This is a genomic window from Maribacter corallii, from assembly GCF_047345415.1.
Classification (GTDB): Bacteria; Bacteroidota; Bacteroidia; order Flavobacteriales; family Flavobacteriaceae; genus Maribacter_C.
Map to the genome: position 1 here is coordinate 188880 of NZ_JBLFEP010000004.1, position 20975 is coordinate 209854.

At 41.8% G+C, this 20975-nt stretch carries 13 protein-coding genes and 2 tRNA genes; 5 read left to right on the forward strand and 10 right to left on the reverse strand.

The genetic code is table 11. The features are described from left to right. Window positions 1–20 precede the first annotated feature (20 nt). From ACKWCA_RS15195 to ACKWCA_RS15225, 7 genes are all read right to left on the reverse strand, one after another. Complete coding sequence (locus ACKWCA_RS15195; protein ID WP_413979061.1) at window positions 21–572, reverse strand: BfmA/BtgA family mobilization protein; 552 nt, start codon at window positions 570–572, stop codon at window positions 21–23. A gap of 329 nt (window positions 573–901) precedes the next feature. Beyond that, window positions 902–1936, reverse strand: a complete 1035-nt coding sequence (locus ACKWCA_RS15200) for a site-specific integrase (RefSeq protein ID WP_413979062.1) — start codon at window positions 1934–1936, stop codon at window positions 902–904. A gap of 15 nt (window positions 1937–1951) precedes the next feature. Next, window positions 1952–2167: an Arm DNA-binding domain-containing protein gene (locus ACKWCA_RS15205; protein ID WP_413979063.1), complete on the reverse strand. Its 216-nt coding sequence runs from the start codon at window positions 2165–2167 to the stop codon at window positions 1952–1954. A gap of 218 nt (window positions 2168–2385) precedes the next feature. Beyond that, window positions 2386–2460: transfer RNA gene (locus ACKWCA_RS15210), tRNA-Pro, on the reverse strand. Between the two features lie 34 nt (window positions 2461–2494). After that, window positions 2495–2578: transfer RNA gene (locus ACKWCA_RS15215), tRNA-Ser, on the reverse strand. Between the two features lie 98 nt (window positions 2579–2676). Next, a complete protein-coding gene (locus ACKWCA_RS15220) occupies window positions 2677–5013 on the reverse strand; it encodes a TonB-dependent receptor (RefSeq protein ID WP_413979064.1) in 2337 nt (778 codons plus the stop codon). A 67-nt stretch (window positions 5014–5080) separates the two neighbouring features. Then, complete coding sequence (locus ACKWCA_RS15225; protein WP_413979065.1) at window positions 5081–7129, reverse strand: HD family phosphohydrolase; 2049 nt, start codon at window positions 7127–7129, stop codon at window positions 5081–5083. Between the two features lie 206 nt (window positions 7130–7335). Between ACKWCA_RS15225 and ACKWCA_RS15230 the strand changes: the two genes are divergently transcribed. Together ACKWCA_RS15230 and ACKWCA_RS15235 are read left to right on the forward strand one after the other, a co-directional pair. Continuing rightward, a complete protein-coding gene (locus tag ACKWCA_RS15230) occupies window positions 7336–8511 on the forward strand; it encodes an acetyl-CoA C-acyltransferase (protein ID WP_413979066.1) in 1176 nt (391 codons plus the stop codon). Between the two features lie 23 nt (window positions 8512–8534). Then, the gene (locus tag ACKWCA_RS15235) at window positions 8535–9287 is read left to right on the forward strand and encodes a C40 family peptidase (protein ID WP_413979067.1); all 753 of its coding nucleotides are present in this window, start codon (window positions 8535–8537) and stop codon (window positions 9285–9287) included. A gap of 56 nt (window positions 9288–9343) precedes the next feature. On the opposite strand, the gene ACKWCA_RS15240 is transcribed toward ACKWCA_RS15235, so the two are convergent. Beyond that, window positions 9344–10606, reverse strand: a complete 1263-nt coding sequence (locus tag ACKWCA_RS15240) for a tetratricopeptide repeat protein (protein ID WP_413979068.1) — start codon at window positions 10604–10606, stop codon at window positions 9344–9346. Window positions 10607–10648: 42 nt separating this feature from the next. Then, on the reverse strand, window positions 10649–13198 hold the full coding sequence (gene gyrA, locus ACKWCA_RS15245; protein ID WP_413979069.1) for a DNA gyrase subunit A: 2550 nt from the start codon (window positions 13196–13198) through the stop codon (window positions 10649–10651). Window positions 13199–13458: 260 nt separating this feature from the next. Here gyrA and ACKWCA_RS15250 point away from each other — a divergent pair, with 260 nt between their 5' ends. Both ACKWCA_RS15250 and ACKWCA_RS15255 read left to right on the forward strand, forming a co-directional pair. Then, window positions 13459–16008: an ATP-dependent Clp protease ATP-binding subunit gene (locus tag ACKWCA_RS15250; protein WP_413979070.1), complete on the forward strand. Its 2550-nt coding sequence runs from the start codon at window positions 13459–13461 to the stop codon at window positions 16006–16008. Between the two features lie 201 nt (window positions 16009–16209). After that, window positions 16210–16620: an STAS/SEC14 domain-containing protein gene (locus tag ACKWCA_RS15255; RefSeq protein ID WP_413979502.1), complete on the forward strand. Its 411-nt coding sequence runs from the start codon at window positions 16210–16212 to the stop codon at window positions 16618–16620. Between the two features lie 50 nt (window positions 16621–16670). Here ACKWCA_RS15255 and ACKWCA_RS15260 read toward each other — a convergent pair whose 3' ends face one another. Further along, window positions 16671–18218, reverse strand: coding sequence for an NAD(P)H-hydrate dehydratase (locus ACKWCA_RS15260; RefSeq protein ID WP_413979071.1), 1548 nt, complete (start codon window positions 18216–18218; stop codon window positions 16671–16673). 309 nt (window positions 18219–18527) lie between these two features. On the opposite strand from ACKWCA_RS15260, the gene thrA reads away from it, so the two are divergent. Next, entirely contained in the window at window positions 18528–20972 is a 2445-nt protein-coding gene (gene thrA, locus ACKWCA_RS15265; RefSeq protein ID WP_413979072.1) for a bifunctional aspartate kinase/homoserine dehydrogenase I, read from the forward strand. The last annotated feature ends 3 nt before the right edge of the window (window positions 20973–20975 follow it).

Below are 20975 nucleotides of genomic sequence, written 5' to 3' on the forward strand. Positions count from 1 at the left end.
AATCTGCTTGCGAGGCATTTTTACAATTGTCTTGTCAATTGCCTTTTAAGTTTCGCCAATTCCATCGGGCTGATCTCCAATTTGAGATAAGGCTTTCCGAACCTTGGTTTTATCTTTTCGACCTTGTTCAAGGCTGCTATCATTCGCTCCAAATTGTCAGTATGTTTTTCTTTAAGTCGGTCGTATTTGATACTTGAGACCTTGCTCTCCTTTTTGTTCCATTCTTCCCTTGTGAGCTTTTCGAACTTCGTTTCTACCAATTTCGGTTCTTTTCTTTTCCGTACGATTTCATGCTTTCCGAATAGGGCTTCCAGCATAATATTGGTTGGCAGCGTCTGTGTCTTTTCAATGTTCCGGATTATGGCGATCGCTGCCTCTACCCTCTTCCTTGTTTTCGCTTCTTCTTTGTTAATCTGGTCCGCAAAACGTTTGGAAGGTAATATTCCATGCCATTCAAAAAAGTCCATAACCGCCTCCAAGGTTTCCGAATAGGAACTTTTGAATTTCCTTGAAAACCCCTTGAACCTTTTGATGGTTCTATGATGTAGCCGTATGGTACCGAATCCATCCACTTTGCATTCCGTTTTTTTAACGATTGTTACAATTTATCTCCCATTTCATGGGGATGTAGTACTAATTGTTACAATTTTGATGATTTCCTTAATTTTAGATTTGTATTTAATGTATTGATTATCAATATATTGTTATTAAAATTAGATTCACAACGTCGCTTTAGCGCGTTGTCCTCTTGCTATTCAAATCTTCTCCGTTTCACTCCTAAGTTTTGAATACCCTATACAGGGCTTTTTAATGACCAAAAAGTAGGATGCGCCCTATTCCATTTTTGCTTCACGCTTACCTATCAGGACGCTACAAAAATCCAACAGGGACCATGCGCATTTCAGTTATGGTAAGATTTGGGGGCTTCGCTTCTTTGTTTCTCCTTTGCTTCAAAAAGGTTCATCAGGTCTTGCATATCCTCTCCGACTTTCTTTTCCAAGACCCTTGCATAGATCTGGGTGGTTGTAAGCTTGGCATGACCCAACATTTTGGAAACAGTTTCAATGGGTACTCCATTGGCAAGGGTTACCGTTGTGGCAAAAGTATGACGGGCAGAATGAAACGTAATGTTCTTATGTATTCCGCAAGCTTTGGTAATTACCTTCAAGTAGCTATTCACTTTTTGATTGCTAAATACGGGAAGCAACTTGCCATCTGGACTTTGCTTCATTTCTTCCGTGTATTTTTCAATTATGGCTTTTGCTTTTGGTAATAATGGAATCTTCACAATCTCATCGGTCTTGGCCCTTTTGGTATGTAGCCAGTAATTGCCGTCAATTCCCAGAACCAGTTGTTCTTGAAATAGTTCTTTGACGTCAACATATGATAGACCTGTGTAACAAGAAAAGAGAAATACATTTCTAACCTTTTCATAACCCTTACCTTTAAAAGTGGTCTCCTCTATTAGTTCCAGTTCCCTTTCGGATAGGTAACTCCGATTGTGTTTCTGAAAGTTGAGCTTAAATTGGTGAAATGGGTCTTTGTCCAACCATTCCAGTTTCACGGCAAGGTTGGTCATTTTCATCAAACGTTCCAGATGTTTCATAGCTCCATTATTGGAACAGGTCTTTCTTGCCTTCTCAGGTCGATAATTTAACAGGTACTGTTCAAAGTCGACGATGAACCTATAGTTCAATTGTTTTAGGTAGATGTCGGGGGTCTTGAATTTGTCTTTGATGAATTTATGTAGATATCGTTCGGTGGAGTAGTAGTTTTTCATTGTACCATATTTCAGCACAGAGTCCATATTTGTATTGTGATATGCGACTAACTCCTTTAAGGTCTTATGTTGGTCGTCTTGTCCCAAATAGCGGGCTTTAATGGCTTGGGCGGTAACCAACTTTCCTTCTGAAAGCAGTTGTTTGTGTGCCTCCATTATTTGCACGTACACCTAGTCTAAATAACTATTCAGCATTCTTGCCTTTTGGGTCGTTCCGATGACCCTTCCCTTTGAAACGTCCCAAACATTCACCGAGGTATTACGTTTTAAACTGATTTCAGCACGCCTTCCATCAACGGTTATACGGGCATAGATTGTGAGTTTTTCGGGATTGCAGTTAATGTCCCTTGTAAAAATGAGTACTGATAAAGTGCTGTTGTTGCGCATGATACGAGTCTTTTGAGTTAAACAAACCTTGTTTGCAAAGACGACTATAAATAGCCCTATCCACTACCAAAATTATGCACAACCATCGTACCAATCCATTCACCGAACTCTACACCTTTTATTTGATATTAGATGATATCGGATGAAATCATAAAAAACAAAAAGCACTGTCAACCAGTCAGTTAACAGTGCTTTAATACCACTTGAAAAGTGGTTCGTCGGGGTGGCAGGATTCGAACCTGCGACCTCCGCGTCCCAAACGCGGCGCGATAACCGGGCTACGCTACACCCCGATGGTTATCCTATTTAAAATGTAAAAGAAAATTGCGGAGAGAATGGGACTCGAACCCATGCGACACTTACGCGTCGACAGATTAGCAATCTGCTCCGTTACCACTCCGGCACCTCTCCTTTATTTTCTCAATGAACTATCGCACAAAATGCGGATGCAAATGTACTGTTTCAAGAATTACTTAGCAACTTTTTTGATTATTTTATGTGATGTAATTTTAGAAGGATTGAACGACCCTTCCCCTTCTACCCTCCGGGGTTAAGATAAGTGCTTCAAACTTGATTTTCAGCGCCTCGGATGGAAGCTTTACTTTGATAATCGCTTCCCCATTTTCATCGGTATTCAAAGAAGGATTCCAATAGAGCGTTTGTGGGAGTTTCTCTCTTCTTCTATTCACTTTACGCGATTCTTGATATGCTGTAAAATCGACCGAGTTGTGGAATCCCTGAAAAATGGTTTGGCCATCCTTTCTTGCATAATATTCTTCAGTATCTCCTGATCTTGTGTTTATGGAAATTACACCGCCAGAAGCCCTTGATCCGTATATAGCGGCGCTTGGCCCTGACAAAAAATCAATACGCTCAATATCGATATAACTAAGCAAATTCATTACCTCACGTAACGAACTGGTTTCTTGGTCGAGTGGAAAACCGTCAACCACCCAGAGTACGGGGCCAATACCTACGGATTTCGGTATTACAAGGGTTGGATTCAAACCGCCCATACCGCTAACTTGAAAACCAGGAATACCTAGAAACAATTGAGGAATCGTCCTCGGGTTTTCCAAATCTTGATATACTTGTCTGGTGGGCTCAATACCGTATACCGACTGAGCAGACATTTTTCTTGCTTTTTCTTCTACCAAGGTTACCCCATCCAACATAATGACGCCTTCCTCTTGTGCTAAAGAGGCTCGCTTTTTTTCAGGTGTTTTTAGAACTTCGGGCCGCGATTTCCTCAAGTTAAGGGCACTTATATTGTTTTCATTAGAAGGTACTTTCAATGGTGGTATTTCATATGTGTACGTATGTACGCGTATCAGTTTTGATTTGGTATCCTCAGCCACCCTTCTAAAAACCATCGTCGCAGCTCCTTCTAACTGAAGCCCCGATAACTTGAGCATTCCATTAGAATCTGTTCGGACCTCTTTTACAATGTTACCTTCTTCCGTCTTAATAAGTATTTGCACCGCAGTATTGGCAATCAATTTGTTATTCAAATCATATGCCTGCCCATAAAACTCCAATCCATTTTGAAAATCATGGTATATTTTATCCGGGAAGTCCTCGGTGCTATTTGTTCCAGAATTGACAGGCAGCTGATGGGTACGCAACAACAGATCATTTATAAACCTCTCTTTCCTACTCATACCAGAATACCCGGACAGGGCTTCTCCATCAAAAGGTTCCAAAGTATTCTCATGACCCTTGAAACTAACGCTCAACTCGGCAGCAACGGGCTTGCCCTCCCTATCTGTCACTTTAATCGCAAACGATTTTATCCCTTTAGACAGTTCTTTGTCGATTGGTTCTAGTGCTATCCGTAACTGGGACTCGCCAATCTGTAACTTTCTTTTCGCTAATACCTCACCACCCTCATTACGTAAAGACAACTCAAATAGCCCAAGCGGCAATCCTTTTTTAGGTATTTGAAAATCAATGCTCGAACCATCTTTAAAATCAACTTCGGCATTTAAATACCTTATACCCTTAGACTCCCCAATAACATGAAGTATTTCATTCTGAAACTTAGGGCTCGCCAGAATACGCAAATCAAAAACATCCTCTTCAATAGTATTGACCTGTAACGTGTAGCCCGAATCTTGAATGGGTGGTAGTGGATACTTTAGACCATTATTGAATTTGAGAAAATACCGATTCTCCTTCTCAGGTTTGAAAAGTACGGAGAATATATTCTCACCATACCTCACCACATTTGAAACACTTTGATCTTGTACATCGACAATCTGAACATTACCTATTCTATTTCCATCGATTCTTATAATCAATTTATTCTCCAAACCAGCGACTAACGCACCTCCCTCGGGATAAAATTGAATTTTATCCACAGTCGAACTTCTATCGAAATCACCTACTTGAATTTTTTGAAGTGCAATTTGTTCGGCACCATAATTTAGCATCCATTGGGTATATGCCCTAAAAAAGTACGTACCCTGTTTTAGTTTTTTGGGTATTTCGAATGAACCGTGGGTTTGACCGCTTAGGATCTTATGGTTTTGACTTTTAATCAATTTACCTTTCCCATCCAATAATTCGACTTTAAGAACGTCACTGGCACTTACTCTCAGTTGTTTGGGTCCCGTGAGAACATAAGCTTTAAAAAAAAGTAAATCTTTAGGCATCACCGCTTTCTTATCCAATTGGATCGCGATTCGCTCTTGCCATTCCAATAAGGAATCACGAAGGCTATTATCCTGAGGTAGCGTCTTTGTAAAATCTCCACTTATGAATTCTTTGAAAGAATCTCCTTGTGCAGTAGCGTAGTGACATTGAAAAAGGGAAACAAAAAGCAAAATAGAAGGCAGTATTTTCATAATCGTATCGCTATTTTTTGATTAGTAAAATGCTACAAAAATCATTCCGTTTCACACGGCTCACTATCTATTCAGGATACTCTACTCTAAGGTGATAAATATTAGTCAGTTTTTGCTTGAAGATTTTTTTGATGACCTCTATTTCCTTAAAAGTGATATCGGCATTCACAAATTGGTTCGCCGACATTTGCCCGGCGATAATCTTATTTACAAAGGCATCGATTATAAGAAAGGTTGGGTTCTTTAAACTCTTAGAGGCTGCCTCTACCGAATCGGCCATCATTAGAATCGCGGTTTCCTTAGAAAATGGAATGGGGCCAGGATATCTAAAATCATCTTCATTGGCTTCACCATCGAGTTCCTGTTGCTTTTTAAAGAAATAGTAGACCAAGGTAGTTCCGTGATGTGATCGAATAAAGTCGATTACACGATCAGGTATACCATTTTTACGTGCCAGTTCAATTCCGCCAATCACGTGATCGATAATAATCTTAGCGCTGTCTTTTGCCGATAGCTCATCATGCGGATTTACATTGGTAATCTGATTTTCTGTAAAATAAGTCGGATTCAACATTTTACCAATATCATGATAGAGCGCACCAACACGCACCAACATTGAATTCGCGCCCACTTCATTCGCTGCAGCTTCGGCCAAATTGGCCACTTGGAGTGAATGGTGGAACGTACCCGGCGCCTTGTTCGATAGTTCCTTCAATAATCTAGAATTGGTATCTGAGAGTTCCAAAAGTGAAACATCGGACACTAGGCCGAACACCTTCTCGTAGATATAAATGAGCGGCTGAACAAAAAGAGTGATCATACCATTGAGTAGAAACAGTCCAAGGGTGAACCACACGATATTTTCCAAATTTCCTTCATGGATGATATGAAAGGCCAAGTATCCGATGATATAGATCAAGGTAATCTGCCCAACCGAAATGAAAAGATTCGCGCGCTTGTATAATTCTGAAATAGTGAGAATGGTAACAATACCAGCACTGATCTGCAAGAAAATATATTCGAAGCTATTGGGTACTACAAAACCTAATATCAACACGGTAAGCACATGTACAAAAAGCCCCAGACGCGCATCAAAAAAGGTTTTCAACACCAATGGCAGTATGCAAAGTGGTACTACAAATACGTACATCTCATTGTATTTGACCATCATGGTGGTGACAAAGACCATCAGTAGTATGTTGAAAAAAATGAAGGTCACCTTCGTGTTGTTCTGATAGATCTCGGGCCGGTACTTCTTCAGAAAGAAAAGAAGCATCATCAGCACTAAGGCTACCAAAACGGTATAGCCGAACAGTATAAAATAATAGTTGCTGGCCGCCCAAAGTTCGGATTCGTACTCCTCACGTAACGAATTCAAGATCTTGAAGTTTTCGGCCTCGACTACTTCCCCTTTGGCAATAATCAATTTTCCCTCATCGATTGTTCCCCTGGTATGTGAAATTTTGGCTATTTCACCCTCCAATGCTTTTTCGGAAAGACTTTGGTCATAGGTAACATTAGCCCTGATAAACCCACCCAGTAATTGCTGAAATTGACGCGCGAACATACCGAGTCCATTCTCCCGCAACATGTCCCGTATTGCCTTATCAAGCCTATCCAATGCATACAACTCCCTGAATACAGTCGCTTTTTGAAGGTTATTGACCACCAGATAGATAGGGTCATCAGGGTTCTTATCCGAAATGGATTCAATCACCCCCTTGGCATAGAGTTCATTTATAATCTTTCTACCTGCTTGCTTTAAAGTAGGCAGTTGATTTTCGTTGTAATTTTCAGTTGTAAAAACAGTGGGGAAATTAGCCTCATACTGTTCTTTTGCCTGATCTAGAACCGAGGTATCTACAGTAAAATAGTCTATTTGCCTACTCTTAACGAGTTTCTGCTCATTTTGGATTTCTTCCGCAGTCTTGGATACCGAAAAGTCAAACGGAGCATAGAGATTCTCATATTGCCAAGGTTTTCCCTTTTGAAATTCATATTTGAACTTCCCTCCTTTTGGAAAAAAAAACACGATTCCGAATACACTGACAGCATAGAGTACATACTTGTAAATCAGTGATTGGTTTTTGTAAAGGTTGTCTAGGGATTTTCGCATTGAAAAGACGTCAGATATCAAAAATAGAAAAATATACCCGTAAAAGAAGTTCGTAAGTCATCCAATTTAGACCTACATTCCATAAAAAACCACTCAACCTATTGGTTTTCAAGCGATGTAACCCAATTGGCCAATAGGTAACTTGATTTTAGATTAACCCACTTAATTTAGTAATTTCGCAAAATAAGACTGAATAAATTGTTCATATGAAAGATGTAGTCATTGTTTCCGCAGTACGGACGCCAATCGGCAGTTTCATGGGTAAACTTTCAAGCATACCCGCTCCTAAGCTAGGAGCCATTGCCATAAAAGGTGCTTTGGAAAAAATAGCACTCGACCCTAATCGCGTCGATGAAGTTTTAATGGGCAATGTCGTTCAAGCCGGTACCGGACAAGCTCCGGCACGCCAGGCGGCTCTGTTTGCGGGCATTCCTGATCGTGTTCCCTGTACCACGGTGAATAAGGTTTGCGCCTCGGGTATGAAAGCCGTCATGCAGGCTGCACAAGCAATTGCCTTGGGCGATATAGAAATAGCTGTTGCCGGTGGTATGGAAAATATGAGTCTCATTCCGCATTATGTACATATGAGATCCGGCCAAAAATTCGGGCCTACCTCCTTGATCGACGGAATGCAGAAAGATGGACTCGTGGATGTGTATGATCAAAATGCAATGGGTGTTTGCGCCGATGCATGTGCGGAAAAACATAATTTTAGTCGAGAAGATCAAGATGCATTTGCAATACAATCGTATCAAAGATCGGCAGACGCATGGGAACATGGCCGTTTTACGAACGAAGTGGTTCCGGTAGAGGTACCTCAACGGAGAGGCGAGCCAATTTTAGTATCTGAAGATGAGGAATTTAGAAATGTGAAACTCGAAAAAATACCTGCCCTTAGGGCCGCTTTTTCAAAGGGCGGAACAGTGACCGCCGCCAACGCGTCTACTATTAATGACGGAGCTGCCGCTCTCGTATTGATGAGTGCGGAAAAAGCGAAAGAACTGAACTTGCAAGTACTTGCGAAAATAAAAGGATATGCCGATGCGGCTCAAGAACCAAAATGGTTCACGACGGCCCCGGCAAAAGCATTACCTAAAGCTCTCTCAAAGGCAGGTATCACTATTGATGACGTGGATTTCTTCGAGTTTAATGAGGCATTTTCCGTGGTTGGACTGGCCAATATGAAATTATTAGGACTGACGGACCAGAATGTCAATGTTAATGGAGGTGCGGTCTCCTTAGGACACCCTTTAGGTTGTTCCGGTGCCCGAATTCTCGTGACCCTACTTCACACCCTAGAACAAAGGAAATCAAAACTCGGGGCAGCTGCTATCTGTAATGGTGGTGGAGGTGCTTCGGCCATAGTAATCGAAAGAGGTTAATTCTGAACTAGGTCGTAACATTCATGCAGTACGGTATTTGTCACCTTAGCGTTGTTCCGGTTCGATCTATTGCAGATGATACCGGTGAAATGGTATCCCAAATACTCTATGGCGAACATTTTAAAGTCATTGAGTCTAGAAAGACTTGGAGCAAAATAAGGTTAGCTTTTGACCAATGTGAAGGTTGGGTACCAAACAACCAAATAGTTCACATGACCCAAAATGACTACGATGCCATAGAAGCCAAGGAAAAAAGGAAATATGCGGCCGACCTGATTTCCTTTGTAACCTCAAAAGAAAGTGTCTTGCATCCTCTTGTATTAGGGTCATCGGTACACACGGCGGACATTCTGGGCCATCGATTTGAAGGAAGCTATTTTGAAAACGAGCAAGATAAATCAAGTTTGATACAAACGGCATTATTATATCTAAACGCCCCATTTCTCTGGGGCGGGCGCACTCCATTTGGCCTAGACAGTTCAGGTTTTACCCAAATGACCTACAAAGTCAATGGGTATCGATTAAAACGAACAGCATTGGCGCAATCTGGCCAAGGCGAAGCACTGAGCTTTATTGAGGAAAGCGAACCTGGAGATCTTGCATTTTTTGATACTAAAGAAGGGGTTATCGATCATGTGGGCATCGTCATGGAAAACAACTACATCATCCATTGCCACGGAAAGGTCAGAATCGATCGAATAGACCACACCGGAATTTTTAACAACGAAGCCAACCGATATACCCATACACTTCGGGTCATCAAAAAAATCATATAAAAAAAGGCCCCACTTCGAAGTAGGGCCTCTTAAAGAATCATTTTTGGGTTCTTTTACTATTCACCCAATAACTTTTTAAGTCTCATGAAATTCTCATTATCTCCCATGGCCCCGTAGATATTCTTCAATTGGGTCAATATCCCTTGATTATCTGGGTTCTCCTTCAATGCATCTTCAAGTACCTGTGCACCTTCCATAAACAGATCATCTTTTTTCTTCTTAAGCTCATCGTATCTGGCGATATCCGCGCGTGAATTGCCCAAAGAGTTCATCTCATCGATGAGTCCGTTACCTTCGTTCACATAGGTTGTGGAAAGGTTAAGTTGAGCGTTCGTATAGTTCGGATTAACTTCAAGAGCCTTTTTGTACGATGCACGAGCTTCTTCGATATTTCCTTGTTCCATATTGATTACCCCAATGTTGTAGTGCAAATCTGGATTATCAGGCGCAACGGAAGCCGCTTCGGACATTAATTCCTTGAACTTTTCCTTGTCGCCCATCTTATAATGAAGATTAGCCTCGTTCAAGATTAAATTCACATCTTTAGGATCATTGGCCCTTGCGGTTTTATACGCTTCCAAGGCTTTTTCATCTTGACCCAATTGCGTGTATATCAGCGCTGTATTTTTGACGATTTCAGCGGTTTTTGATGGTGTTTTCTCATCAATTGGATCTTTAAATGTTCCTGATTTCACCATAAGGTCGCGCTGTACCTTGTCCATTGTTTCAACCTCTCCTGTTTCATTGTTGGTCGCCTTATAAACTATCCCACTACCGTCATATCCAATAGTTTTAAGTTCATCGTAATACGTAAGGGCCTCTTCAAAATGTTGACCATTTACCGCACTACTTGCGGCATAGTACAGGTAAGAAGTATCTTGAGGACTTAATTTATACGCCATGTATAGTTTTTCGGCGGCCTCTTTAAAGTTCTTTTTGCCGTTGTCCTCAACTGCGGAATTCACCATATCGGCGGTCAGGGCCGCTATCCGTTGCTTGGTCTCTCCTGAATATTTGGATTTCCCCATCTGCTCTTCGACCTCAACGACTTTTTTGAAAGACTCAGCGGCTTCTGTGAAAGCAGCGTTATCTCCCTTTTTTCCGAGATCTGCATAAGCTTGCCCCCTGAGGTAGTGGTATTGCGCTTGATATTTTTGATCCGCTCCGTCAATCATTCCGGAAATACCGTCAAGCGCCGTCTTTGCAGTAGCCATATCGCCACTCTTGACCGCCTTCTCCGCGGTTTTGAGTTCAGCCTTCTGTGCAACGGCCACCATGGCAAATGACATTGTTGCAAGTATTAAAATTTTAGTTTTCATCTTCGAATATATTAAAAGTTAGAGTTTAAAAGGTTTATTATTTTATTCTTCTTCGGAGCTGTTTTCCGTAGCATCCGCACTTCCATTATCAATAGCCGTGCCATCTTCAGTGGTCACCTCGATATCCATAATGTCCACCTCTTCTAGTTCATCATCATCTTTCATCACTTTGGCTACCGCGGCAATGCTATCATTTCCCTTGATATTGATGAGCTTTACCCCTTGGGTCGCCCTTCCCATGACACGCAGATCTTCAACGCTCATGCGAATAGCTATCCCTGATTTATTAATGATCATCAAGTCATCGGAATCACATACATTTTTGATAGCTACCAAACCACCTGTTTTCTCCGTAATGGAAATCGTTTTGACCCCCTTACCGCCACGATTAGTGATTCTGTAGTCATCGATACTGGATCTTTTTCCATATCCATTTTCGGAAACGACCAAAAGTTCATCTTCAAAATTATGAACCGAAACCATTCCGATTACCTCATCGTTTTCATTCGCTAGAGTAATTCCTCTAACACCGGAGGCATTACGGCCCATTGGTCGTGTCTTGCCTTCCTCGAAGCGAATCGCCTTTCCTGATTTAAGTCCTAGGAAAATCTGACTCGTTCCTGTGGTCAGTTTGGCCTCTAACAGCTCATCTCCTTCACGGATACCGATGGCATTGATTCCATTTTGCCTTGGTCTGGAATACTGTTCCAAAGAAGTCTTTTTCACTGTTCCCTTTTTGGTCGCCATAATTACGTAATGACTATTGACATAGTCTTCGTCTTTAAGGTCTTGGGTACAGATAAACGCTTTGACCTTATCATTGTTCTCGATATTGATCAAATTTTGGATGGCTCGCCCTTTTGAAGTTCTACTTCCCTCGGGAATTTCATAAACCCGCATCCAGAAGCATTTCCCTTTTTGGGTAAAGAACAACATGTATTGGTGATTCGTACCTACGAACAAGTGTTCTAGGAAGTCCTCATTACGAGTTGATGAGGCTTTTTGGCCTACTCCTCCCCTGTTTTGGGTCTTGTATTCGGTCAAAGGAGTTCGTTTGATATATCCCGCATGTGAAATAGTGATCACCACTTGTTCATTCGGAATCATATCTTCCATACTCAAATCACCACCAGCAAAATTGATTTCAGAACGTCTTTCATCCCCATATTTATCTTTGACCTCAAGAAGTTCATCCTTGATAATCTGCATCCTTCGTTCCTTTCTCGCCAAGATGTCCTTTAAATCGGCAATGGTCTTGATGATCTCATCGTACTCGTTTCTTAACTTGTCCTGCTCGAGACCCGTCAATTGGCGCAATCTCATTTCTACGATTGCCTTGGCCTGGATTTCGGTAAGCTTGAAACGCTCCATCAAATTCTCACGGGCCTCATCGGCGTTCGAAGAAGCTCTGATAATCTTTATGACCTCATCTATATTATCGGAAGCAATGATCAGTCCTTCTAAGATGTGGGCACGGTCTTCCGCTTTTTTCAATTCATAGGTCGTGCGCCTTACCACCACATCATGGCGATGCTCCACAAAATAGTGGATCATTTCTTTTACATTCAATAGCTGTGGTCTTCCATTCACCAGTGCGATATTGTTCACACTGAACGAAGATTGCAAGGCCGTATACTTATATAGGGTATTTAGAACTATGTTAGGGATCGCATCTCGCTTCAAGATATATACGATACGCATTCCCTTACGATCGGACTCGTCTCGTATACTTGAGATTCCCTCTATCTTCTTATCGTTGATCAAATCGGCCGTCTTCTTGATCATATCGGCCTTGTTGACCTGATACGGAATCTCATCAACAATGATACATTCGCGTCCCTGTACCTCTTCAAAAGTAGCCTTTGCGCGCATTACAACACGGCCCCTTCCGGTGTGGAAGGCCTCCTTTACCCCATCGTATCCATAAATGATTCCACCGGTGGGGAAATCAGGAGCTTTAATATGGGTAATCAACTCATCGATCTCGATATCGTTGTTGTCGATGTAGGCCACCGTACCATCTACCACTTCCGTCAGGTTATGGGGTGGCATATTGGTCGCCATACCAACTGCGATTCCCGACGCTCCGTTCACCAATAAATTGGGGATTCTTGCCGGTAAGACGGTCGGTTCTTGCAGTGAATCATCAAAATTGAGCTGATGGTCAACGGTATCTTTATCAATATCCGCCAACATGTCATCCGCAATTCTCCGCATTCGCGCTTCAGTATAACGCATTGCTGCAGGACTATCACCGTCTACAGACCCAAAGTTACCTTGCCCGTCGACCAACATATAGCGCAGACTCCATTCCTGTGCCATACGCACCATCGAATCATATACCGACGTGTCTCCATGAGGGTGGTACTTTCCTAAGACCTCCCCAACGATACGAGCCGATTTCTTGTGGGAACTTGTACTACGAACGCCTAATTCGTACATTCCGTAAAGCACCCTTCTGTGTACCGGCTTAAGACCATCCCTGACATCAGGTAAAGCACGTGACACAATGACCGACATTGAATAATCAATGTAGGCAGATTTCATTTCATCTTCGATGTTAATTGGAATCAATTTTTCTCCTTCCGCCATATGCAATTCTTAAAGTATTTAATTGATTAAAAAAGCATGCCAATATACGTAAAATCATAGCCTTCAAAGAACACAAACCTTACTTTATTCAACAATTTATTAACACTTTTTGCGTTGTAGGTAGTTGATAATTACCCTATTGATTATTTTGTAAATCGATGCTTTTTTCGTCAATTCGATATAGTTTATCGAATATGGGTACGGTATTTGCCTAAGATTGTTCTAGATTTACTAATTTTAAAGCTTATACGGATTGTTTTATGGATGATAATTTTTCGCCAAGAGTTAAGGACGTAATTGCGTATAGCAAAGAAGAGGCATTACGGTTGGGTCACGATTTTATCGGTACCGAGCACTTGATGTTAGGTCTTTTGCGCGATGGAAGTGGAAAAGCAATCACTATTTTAGATGCACTTGATGTCGATTTAGACCATCTGCGCAGAAAAGTAGAAATTCTTAGCCCCTCTAACCCAAGCCCCAGCAACGTTCAGAAAGATAAGAAAAACCTGCACTTGACAAGGCAGGCAGAGCGTGCCCTGAAAACCACATTTTTAGAGGCAAAGCTATTTCAGAGTTCGTCGATCAACACAGCGCACCTTTTGCTGTGTATTTTGAGAAATGAAAATGACCCGACGACCAAGTTACTTCACAAGTTGAAAGTAGATTATGATGGTGTGAAGGAGCAGTTCAAATTTATGATAACAAGTGACGACGATATCGTAGACGCCCCCACCTCCGAATCCTTTCCCGGTGATAGTGATGAAGCGAATGAAGGTAAGGAAAGTACATTTGGTAGTACTTCAGGTCAAAAAGGAAATAAAAAATCGAAAACCCCTGTACTGGATAATTTCGGGCGAGACCTCACCCAAATGGCGGAGGAAAATCGCTTGGACCCGGTAGTCGGAAGGGAAAAGGAAATCGAAAGGGTTTCGCAGATTTTGAGTAGAAGGAAAAAGAACAACCCACTGCTCATCGGAGAACCAGGTGTTGGTAAAAGTGCCATCGCCGAAGGATTGGCCCTGCGGATCATCAACAAAAAGGTTTCCAGAATACTTTATGGGAAAAGGGTTGTTACCTTAGACCTCGCCTCATTGGTTGCCGGTACAAAATATCGTGGCCAGTTTGAAGAGCGTATGAAGGCCGTAATGAACGAATTGGAAAAAAACGATGACGTTATCCTGTTCATTGACGAAATACATACCATTGTCGGTGCTGGAGGAGCAACTGGAAGCTTAGATGCCTCCAATATGTTCAAACCCGCGCTTGCCAGGGGTGAGATTCAATGTATCGGAGCGACCACCTTGGATGAATATCGACAGTATATCGAAAAAGATGGTGCGCTGGAGCGTAGATTCCAGAAAGTAATCGTTGAGCCGACATCGGTAGGTGAAACCATCGAAATATTACAGAATATCAAAGGTAAATACGAAGATCATCACAATGTGGATTATACCGATGAGGCCATTGTGGCCTGTGTCAAACTGACGAATCGGTATATGACAGATCGCTTTTTGCCCGACAAGGCCATCGATGCTTTGGATGAAGCCGGTTCTCGAGTTCATATCGTGAACATGGATGTACCAAAACAGATCGTGGACCTTGAGAAGCAACTCGATGATGTTCGGGTATTGAAAAACAGCGTCGTTAAGAAACAGAAATACGAAGAGGCCGCAAAATTGCGTGATGATGAAAAACGTCTCGAAAAGGAATTGGCCGCTGCGCAAGAACGATGGGAAGATGAGAGTAAGCTCCATAAGGAAATAGTTACAGAGGAGAATGTTGCCGATGTGGTGTCTATGATGAGTGGTATACCTGTCAATAGAATTGCGCAGACCGAAAGCAATAAGTTGGCCGAATTGCCGGAATTGATCAAAAATAATGTCATCGGACAGGACGAAGCCGTAGCGAAAGTGGCAAAAGCCATTCAGCGAAACCGAGCGGGTCTAAAAGATCCGAACAAACCTATAGGTTCATTTATCTTTCTAGGACAAACGGGTGTAGGTAAGACCCAATTGGCTAAAGTTTTGGCCAATGAACTGTTCGACTCGGAAGACGCCTTGATTCGCATCGATATGAGCGAATACATGGAAAAATTTGCCATTTCAAGGCTTGTCGGAGCACCCCCGGGATACGTTGGCTATGAAGAAGGCGGACAGTTGACGGAGAAGGTAAGAAGAAAGCCCTATTCGGTGATTTTGCTCGATGAGGTCGAAAAGGCGCATCCAGATGTATTCAACATGTTATTACAAGTGTTGGATGATGGATATCTAACAGATAGCCTTGGAAGAAAAATAGACTTCAGAAATACGATCATCATCATGACATCGAATATCGGGGCACGGCAATTGAAGGATTTCGGTCAAGGAGTTGGTTTTGGTACTTCCGCAAAGAAATCGCAAGCCGATTCACATCAGAAAAGTGTTATCGAAAATGCGTTGAAGAAGGCTTTTGCACCTGAATTTTTAAATAGAATCGATGATGTAATTGTTTTCAATCCTCTTGAACGGGAAGATATCCATAAAATCATCGATATTGAATTGGATAAGCTCTATGCGCGCATCAATGATATCGGATATGACTTGAAGCTATCCGCTACCGCCAAAGACTATATCGCTGAAAAGGGCTTTGATAAACAATACGGTGCTCGACCACTTAAGAGGGCCATTCAAAAGTATATCGAAGATGCCTTGGCTGAGGAAATCGTAAATTCAAAACTTGAAGAGGGCGATACCATCTCAATGGACTTGGACAAAAAGAAGGAAGAATTGACGATTAAGATCAAGAAGGCCGAAAAATCTTCGAAGACTTAATATACCGTAAGAAATTGGAATCAAAGGAGTCATACAAAATGACTCCTTTTTTTATGGGTAAAAATTAGCCTCGTAAGAAATACAGTGCCAGCCAATTAACGATTTCGTCATATAAACGATATTTACGCGTTTAATCTAATATTTTTCTCTTTAGGACTTGTTAATTCTACTTTCGTTTCAGACATTACAACTATGGGAAAAATGAAAGTGGGACAAACCAAAAACAAAAGAAAGAGAGTAGTCATACGAGAATATAAGTTGGACGTGGGCACGGTTCAAGTATATGACAACTACATGGTAGCGAATTTTGATGAGGGCGCAACGATCACATTAGAAAGGGCATATCAAATTATAGGTATTTCAGAAATACATTTCAGGGGTAAAGACTTCGGGTATATTAGTTTACGCCAAAACTCATATGCTATCGACCCTACGATTTACACCTATATAAGGCAATTGGAAAACCTTAAAGCCTTCGCTATTGTTTCTATAAAGGAAATCGATATGCACAATTTCAAAATCGAGAAATTGTTCTACAAAAAACAAATGAAATTTTTTATAGAATTCGATAATGCCCTTGCATGGGTAAAAAGAAGAGTTAAAAGCAAATAATCTATATTTTGACCATTTAAAATCAGAAAGGCCTTTTTAAAAGGCCTTTTTTATTGCCCTTGTTCTTCTTGCTCTTGCGGTTGTGGTTGTTCAGGCATCTTGAACAAATCGATAAAAGCCATTCCAATGGTTTCGTTAATCGCTGAAGCTGTCAAAGATTGGTAACCAGTGTGTTCAACGGCGATATCACCGGCCCTACCGTGCAGATATACTCCAAAAAGGGCCGCCTTTAGAGGTTCGTATCCCTGTGCTAGAAATCCTGAAATGATTCCGGTTAGCACATCACCACTACCCGCAGTGGCCATCCCTGGATTACCCGTGGTATTCACATAGCCCTTATCGCCATACACGGTAATGGAATGCGCCCCCTTAATAACGACAATACAATTGTACTTTTTTGAAAATGCCTTGGTCTTTTCGAGCTTGTCGAAATCATCTGCCCATTCACCTATCAACCGTTCCAATTCTTTTGGATGTGGGGTTAGAACTGATTGGCCCGGTATATCATCCAACATACTTCGGTGTTCTGAGAGCATATTAAGTCCGTCAGCATCTATAACCATTGGTATTTCATTGGTCTTAAGTAAATCGGAAAAAGCCTTAGCGGTTGCTTTATCCATTCCTAAGCCCACTCCTATCCCTATAACAGTCGGGGAAAGACCGAATTCGATTTTCGAGATGAAATTTTCACCTTCGGTTATCACCATTGCTTCTGGCAGCCCTGTTTGTAACGGCAGATAACCACATTCAGGCACATAGGCCGTGACGAGACCACTGCCCGCATTCAAACAAGCCCGCGTAGCCAACAATACCGCCCCGATCTTGCCCTTACTACCACCAATCAAGAGTGCATGGCCATAAGTGCCTTTATGAGAGAACTTTTCCCTAGGAATATAAAATGGAAGCACCTCGTTCTTACCGATAAGTTCGTAATCAGTATCCGTCGTCATTAGAAATTCCGGGTCTAACCCGATATCCAAAAGCTCCCATTGGTTGCTGTAAACACCAGTCTCAGGTAAAAAGAATATCAGTTTTGGAGCTTGAAAACTCAGTACGAAATTAGATCGGACAATAGAATTCTTATCGGCTGATAGTCGATCTGTATATAGTCCTGATGGAATATCGACCGAAAGGATAAACGCCTCTGAACTATGCAAATGCCCCATGAGCTGAACCACCCAATCCGCGGGTGGTCGATTTAACCCTATCCCGAAAATGGCATCCACAATGATGTCATCACGACCGATTTCAGGAAGTTTGTGATCGGCATCCAAAAATTCAGGCCACACCTTTCTTGCCTTTAATCGTTCCAGATTGATTAAAAAGTCCTTAGAGCGTTTTTTACTGTAATTCACGACATAAACAGCTATGTTATAGCCGTGTTCTTGTAGGTGTCTGGCCAATGCGATACCATCGCCCCCATTGTTTCCAATACCACAGAACAAATGTATTTTTACCTGAGCACCTTGCATTCGGGTATGTATCCAGTTGAAAATCTGAACGGCCGACCGCTCCATGAGCTCATCGGTCGTAATCTGTTGCTTTTCAATTGTAAATTTATCGGCGGCATAAATCTGCTCTGCAGAAAAAATCTTCATATGCGTTCTTTATATTTTAAACGGTTTGACCCAGTATCGGCATTCGTAAGCATTATTAACGATTTAAGAACCTTATTTTTAATAATTCCGTAAAAATTATCGGCAAGATTTGCTAGGCACATCAAAAGTACTACATTTACCGTTCTATTACTGAGATGGTTTTTTATAAAACGGACATAGCAACATTTTTCAAGACACACACAAGTCACTGCTACACGGCTTGCACAACCCCTTTGGGGTAATCTGCTATATATTCGACAACACCTATTTCGGGCACTTTTCAAAAAAATCCACTTTCAATTCAATGACATGCAAGTTCTAAAATTCGGGGGTACTTCCGTAGCCAACGCACAAAACATAACCTTAGTAAAAAACATCGTTTCCGACACCAAGTCGGATAAAATCGTAGTGGTCGTTTCGGCTTTTGGAGGAGTTACCGATACCTTATTAAATGCATCGTTACTCGCTTCTAAACAAGATGCAGCTTACAAACCGATGGTTAAAGAATTAGAGGACAGACATTTGTCAACAGTCAAGTCACTTATCAATATAAACGTTCAAAGTGCTATTTTGAGCAAGGTAAAAAGTGAATTGAATACCCTGGAAACCTTACTTGAAGGTGCTTTTTTGATTGGGGAGATTACGCCACAGCTTTCGGATAAAATCGTGAGCTATGGAGAACTATTATCGTCTTATATTATTTGTGAGTATTTCAAGCAAGAGCAGTTAGACGCGATTCATGCGGATAGTAGAGCGCTCATCATCACGAACAACGTAAACGGCAAGGCCACGGTCAACTTTGACTTGACCAATGCGAACTGCAACACTTTTATAAATAAAGCTTCTCAAAAAGTAATCGTTGCACCAGGATTTATCGCATCTTCGGAAAAAGGAAATGCGACCACCCTCGGCCGGGGAGGTTCTGATTATACCGCCGCGATTATAGCGGCCGCCATCGATGCTGAAATTCTGCAAATCTGGACGGATGTCAGCGGTATGTACACCGCCAATCCGAAATGGGTGAAACAAGCCAAGGCAATTCCACATATCTCCTATGAAGAAGCCATGGAACTTTCTCACTTTGGTGCCAAGGTGCTCTACCCGCCTACGATTCAACCTGTATTGGCCAAAGGAATTTCCATCGAAATCAAAAATACTTTTCAACCCGCTAATCAAGGAACCTCAATTACCAAGAACTCTACTAGTCAGGGCAAAACGGTCAGAGGTATCAGCCACATAGCCAACACCGCGCTATTGTCCTTAGAAGGTCCGGGCATGGTCGGTATTCCGGGAATCTCCAAACGCTTCTTCGAAGTACTATCGCAATCCGATATAAGTGTAGTTTTGATTACACAGGCCTCATCGGAGCATTCGATTTGCGTCGGTATTTCAGCGGATGACCTAGATAAGGCGGTAACCATGGTAAATTCGGCTTTTGAATATGAAATCGAACGGGGGAAAATCAAACCTGCAATCGCCGAAAAAAGATTGGCCATCATTGCATTGGTCGGTGACCGTATGAAGAGCCATCAAGGACTTAGCGGAAAAATGTTCAGTACACTCGGAAAAAACAATGTGAATATACGGGCGATAGCGCAAGGGGCATCGGAGCGCAATATTTCGGCGGTCATCAAGGAAGAAGATGTAAAAAAGGCGTTGAATGCCTTACATGAGCAGTTTTTTGAGGAGAATATAAAACAGCTGAATTTATTCGTAATGGGCGTCGGTAATGTCGGTTCCAAATTCTTAAATCAAATACACCAGCAGAAAAAATACCTCAAGGAAAAACTCAAGCTCAATATCAGGGTCATTGGACTTTCCAACTCAAGGACCATGTTTTTCGACGAGGACGGGATTTCCTTGAAAGACTGGGAAGAACAATTGCAATCAGGGCAGACAGCAGATAAGCACAAGTTTTTTGAAACCGTAAACCAACTGAATTACCGCAATAGCATTTTTGTGGATAATACAGCAAGTGCCGAGGTTTCCAAAACGTACAACGCTTATCTAGGCAATAGTATTTCCGTAGTGACCTGCAACAAAATAGCCTGTTCATCGGTATTTTCAAATTACCAGGAACTAAAGGAGCTAGCACGCACCTTTAATGCTCCATTTTTATTTGAAACCAACGTCGGCGCAGGATTGCCCATTATCGATACCTTGAAACACCTGATGGCTTCGGGAGATAAGATTTTGAAAATCCAGGCCGTTTTGTCGGGAAGTCTAAATTTTGTTTTTAACACCTTTAATGACAAGGTCACTTTTCATGATGTCGTCAAAGAGGCTCAAGAGCAAGGATATACCGAACCAGACCCAAAAATCGATCTCAGCGGGGTCGATGTTATGCGAAAAATCTTGATTCTGGCCCGTGAGAGCGGAAGCTTGTTGGAAATAGAAGATATTGAGAACCATTCCTTTCTTCCGCAAGAAAGTCTGGCTACCGACAACAATGGGGATTTTTTCGCTTCCTTGGTCCGGAACGAACCTCATTTTCAACAGTTGTACAAAGATGCGATCGAAAACGGTAGTAAGTTAAAGTATGTGGCACAATTCGAAGAGGGAAAAGCCAGTGTAGGTCTACAGCAGATTCCCAAAGGTCATGATTTTTATACGCTTGAAGGAAGTGATAATATCGTGTTGTTCTATACGGAAAGATATCCTGACCAGCCCATGATCATTAAGGGTGCGGGAGCAGGAGCCGATGTCACGGCTTCCGGTATCTTTGCGGATATCATTAGAATCGGAAATTTCTAAAAA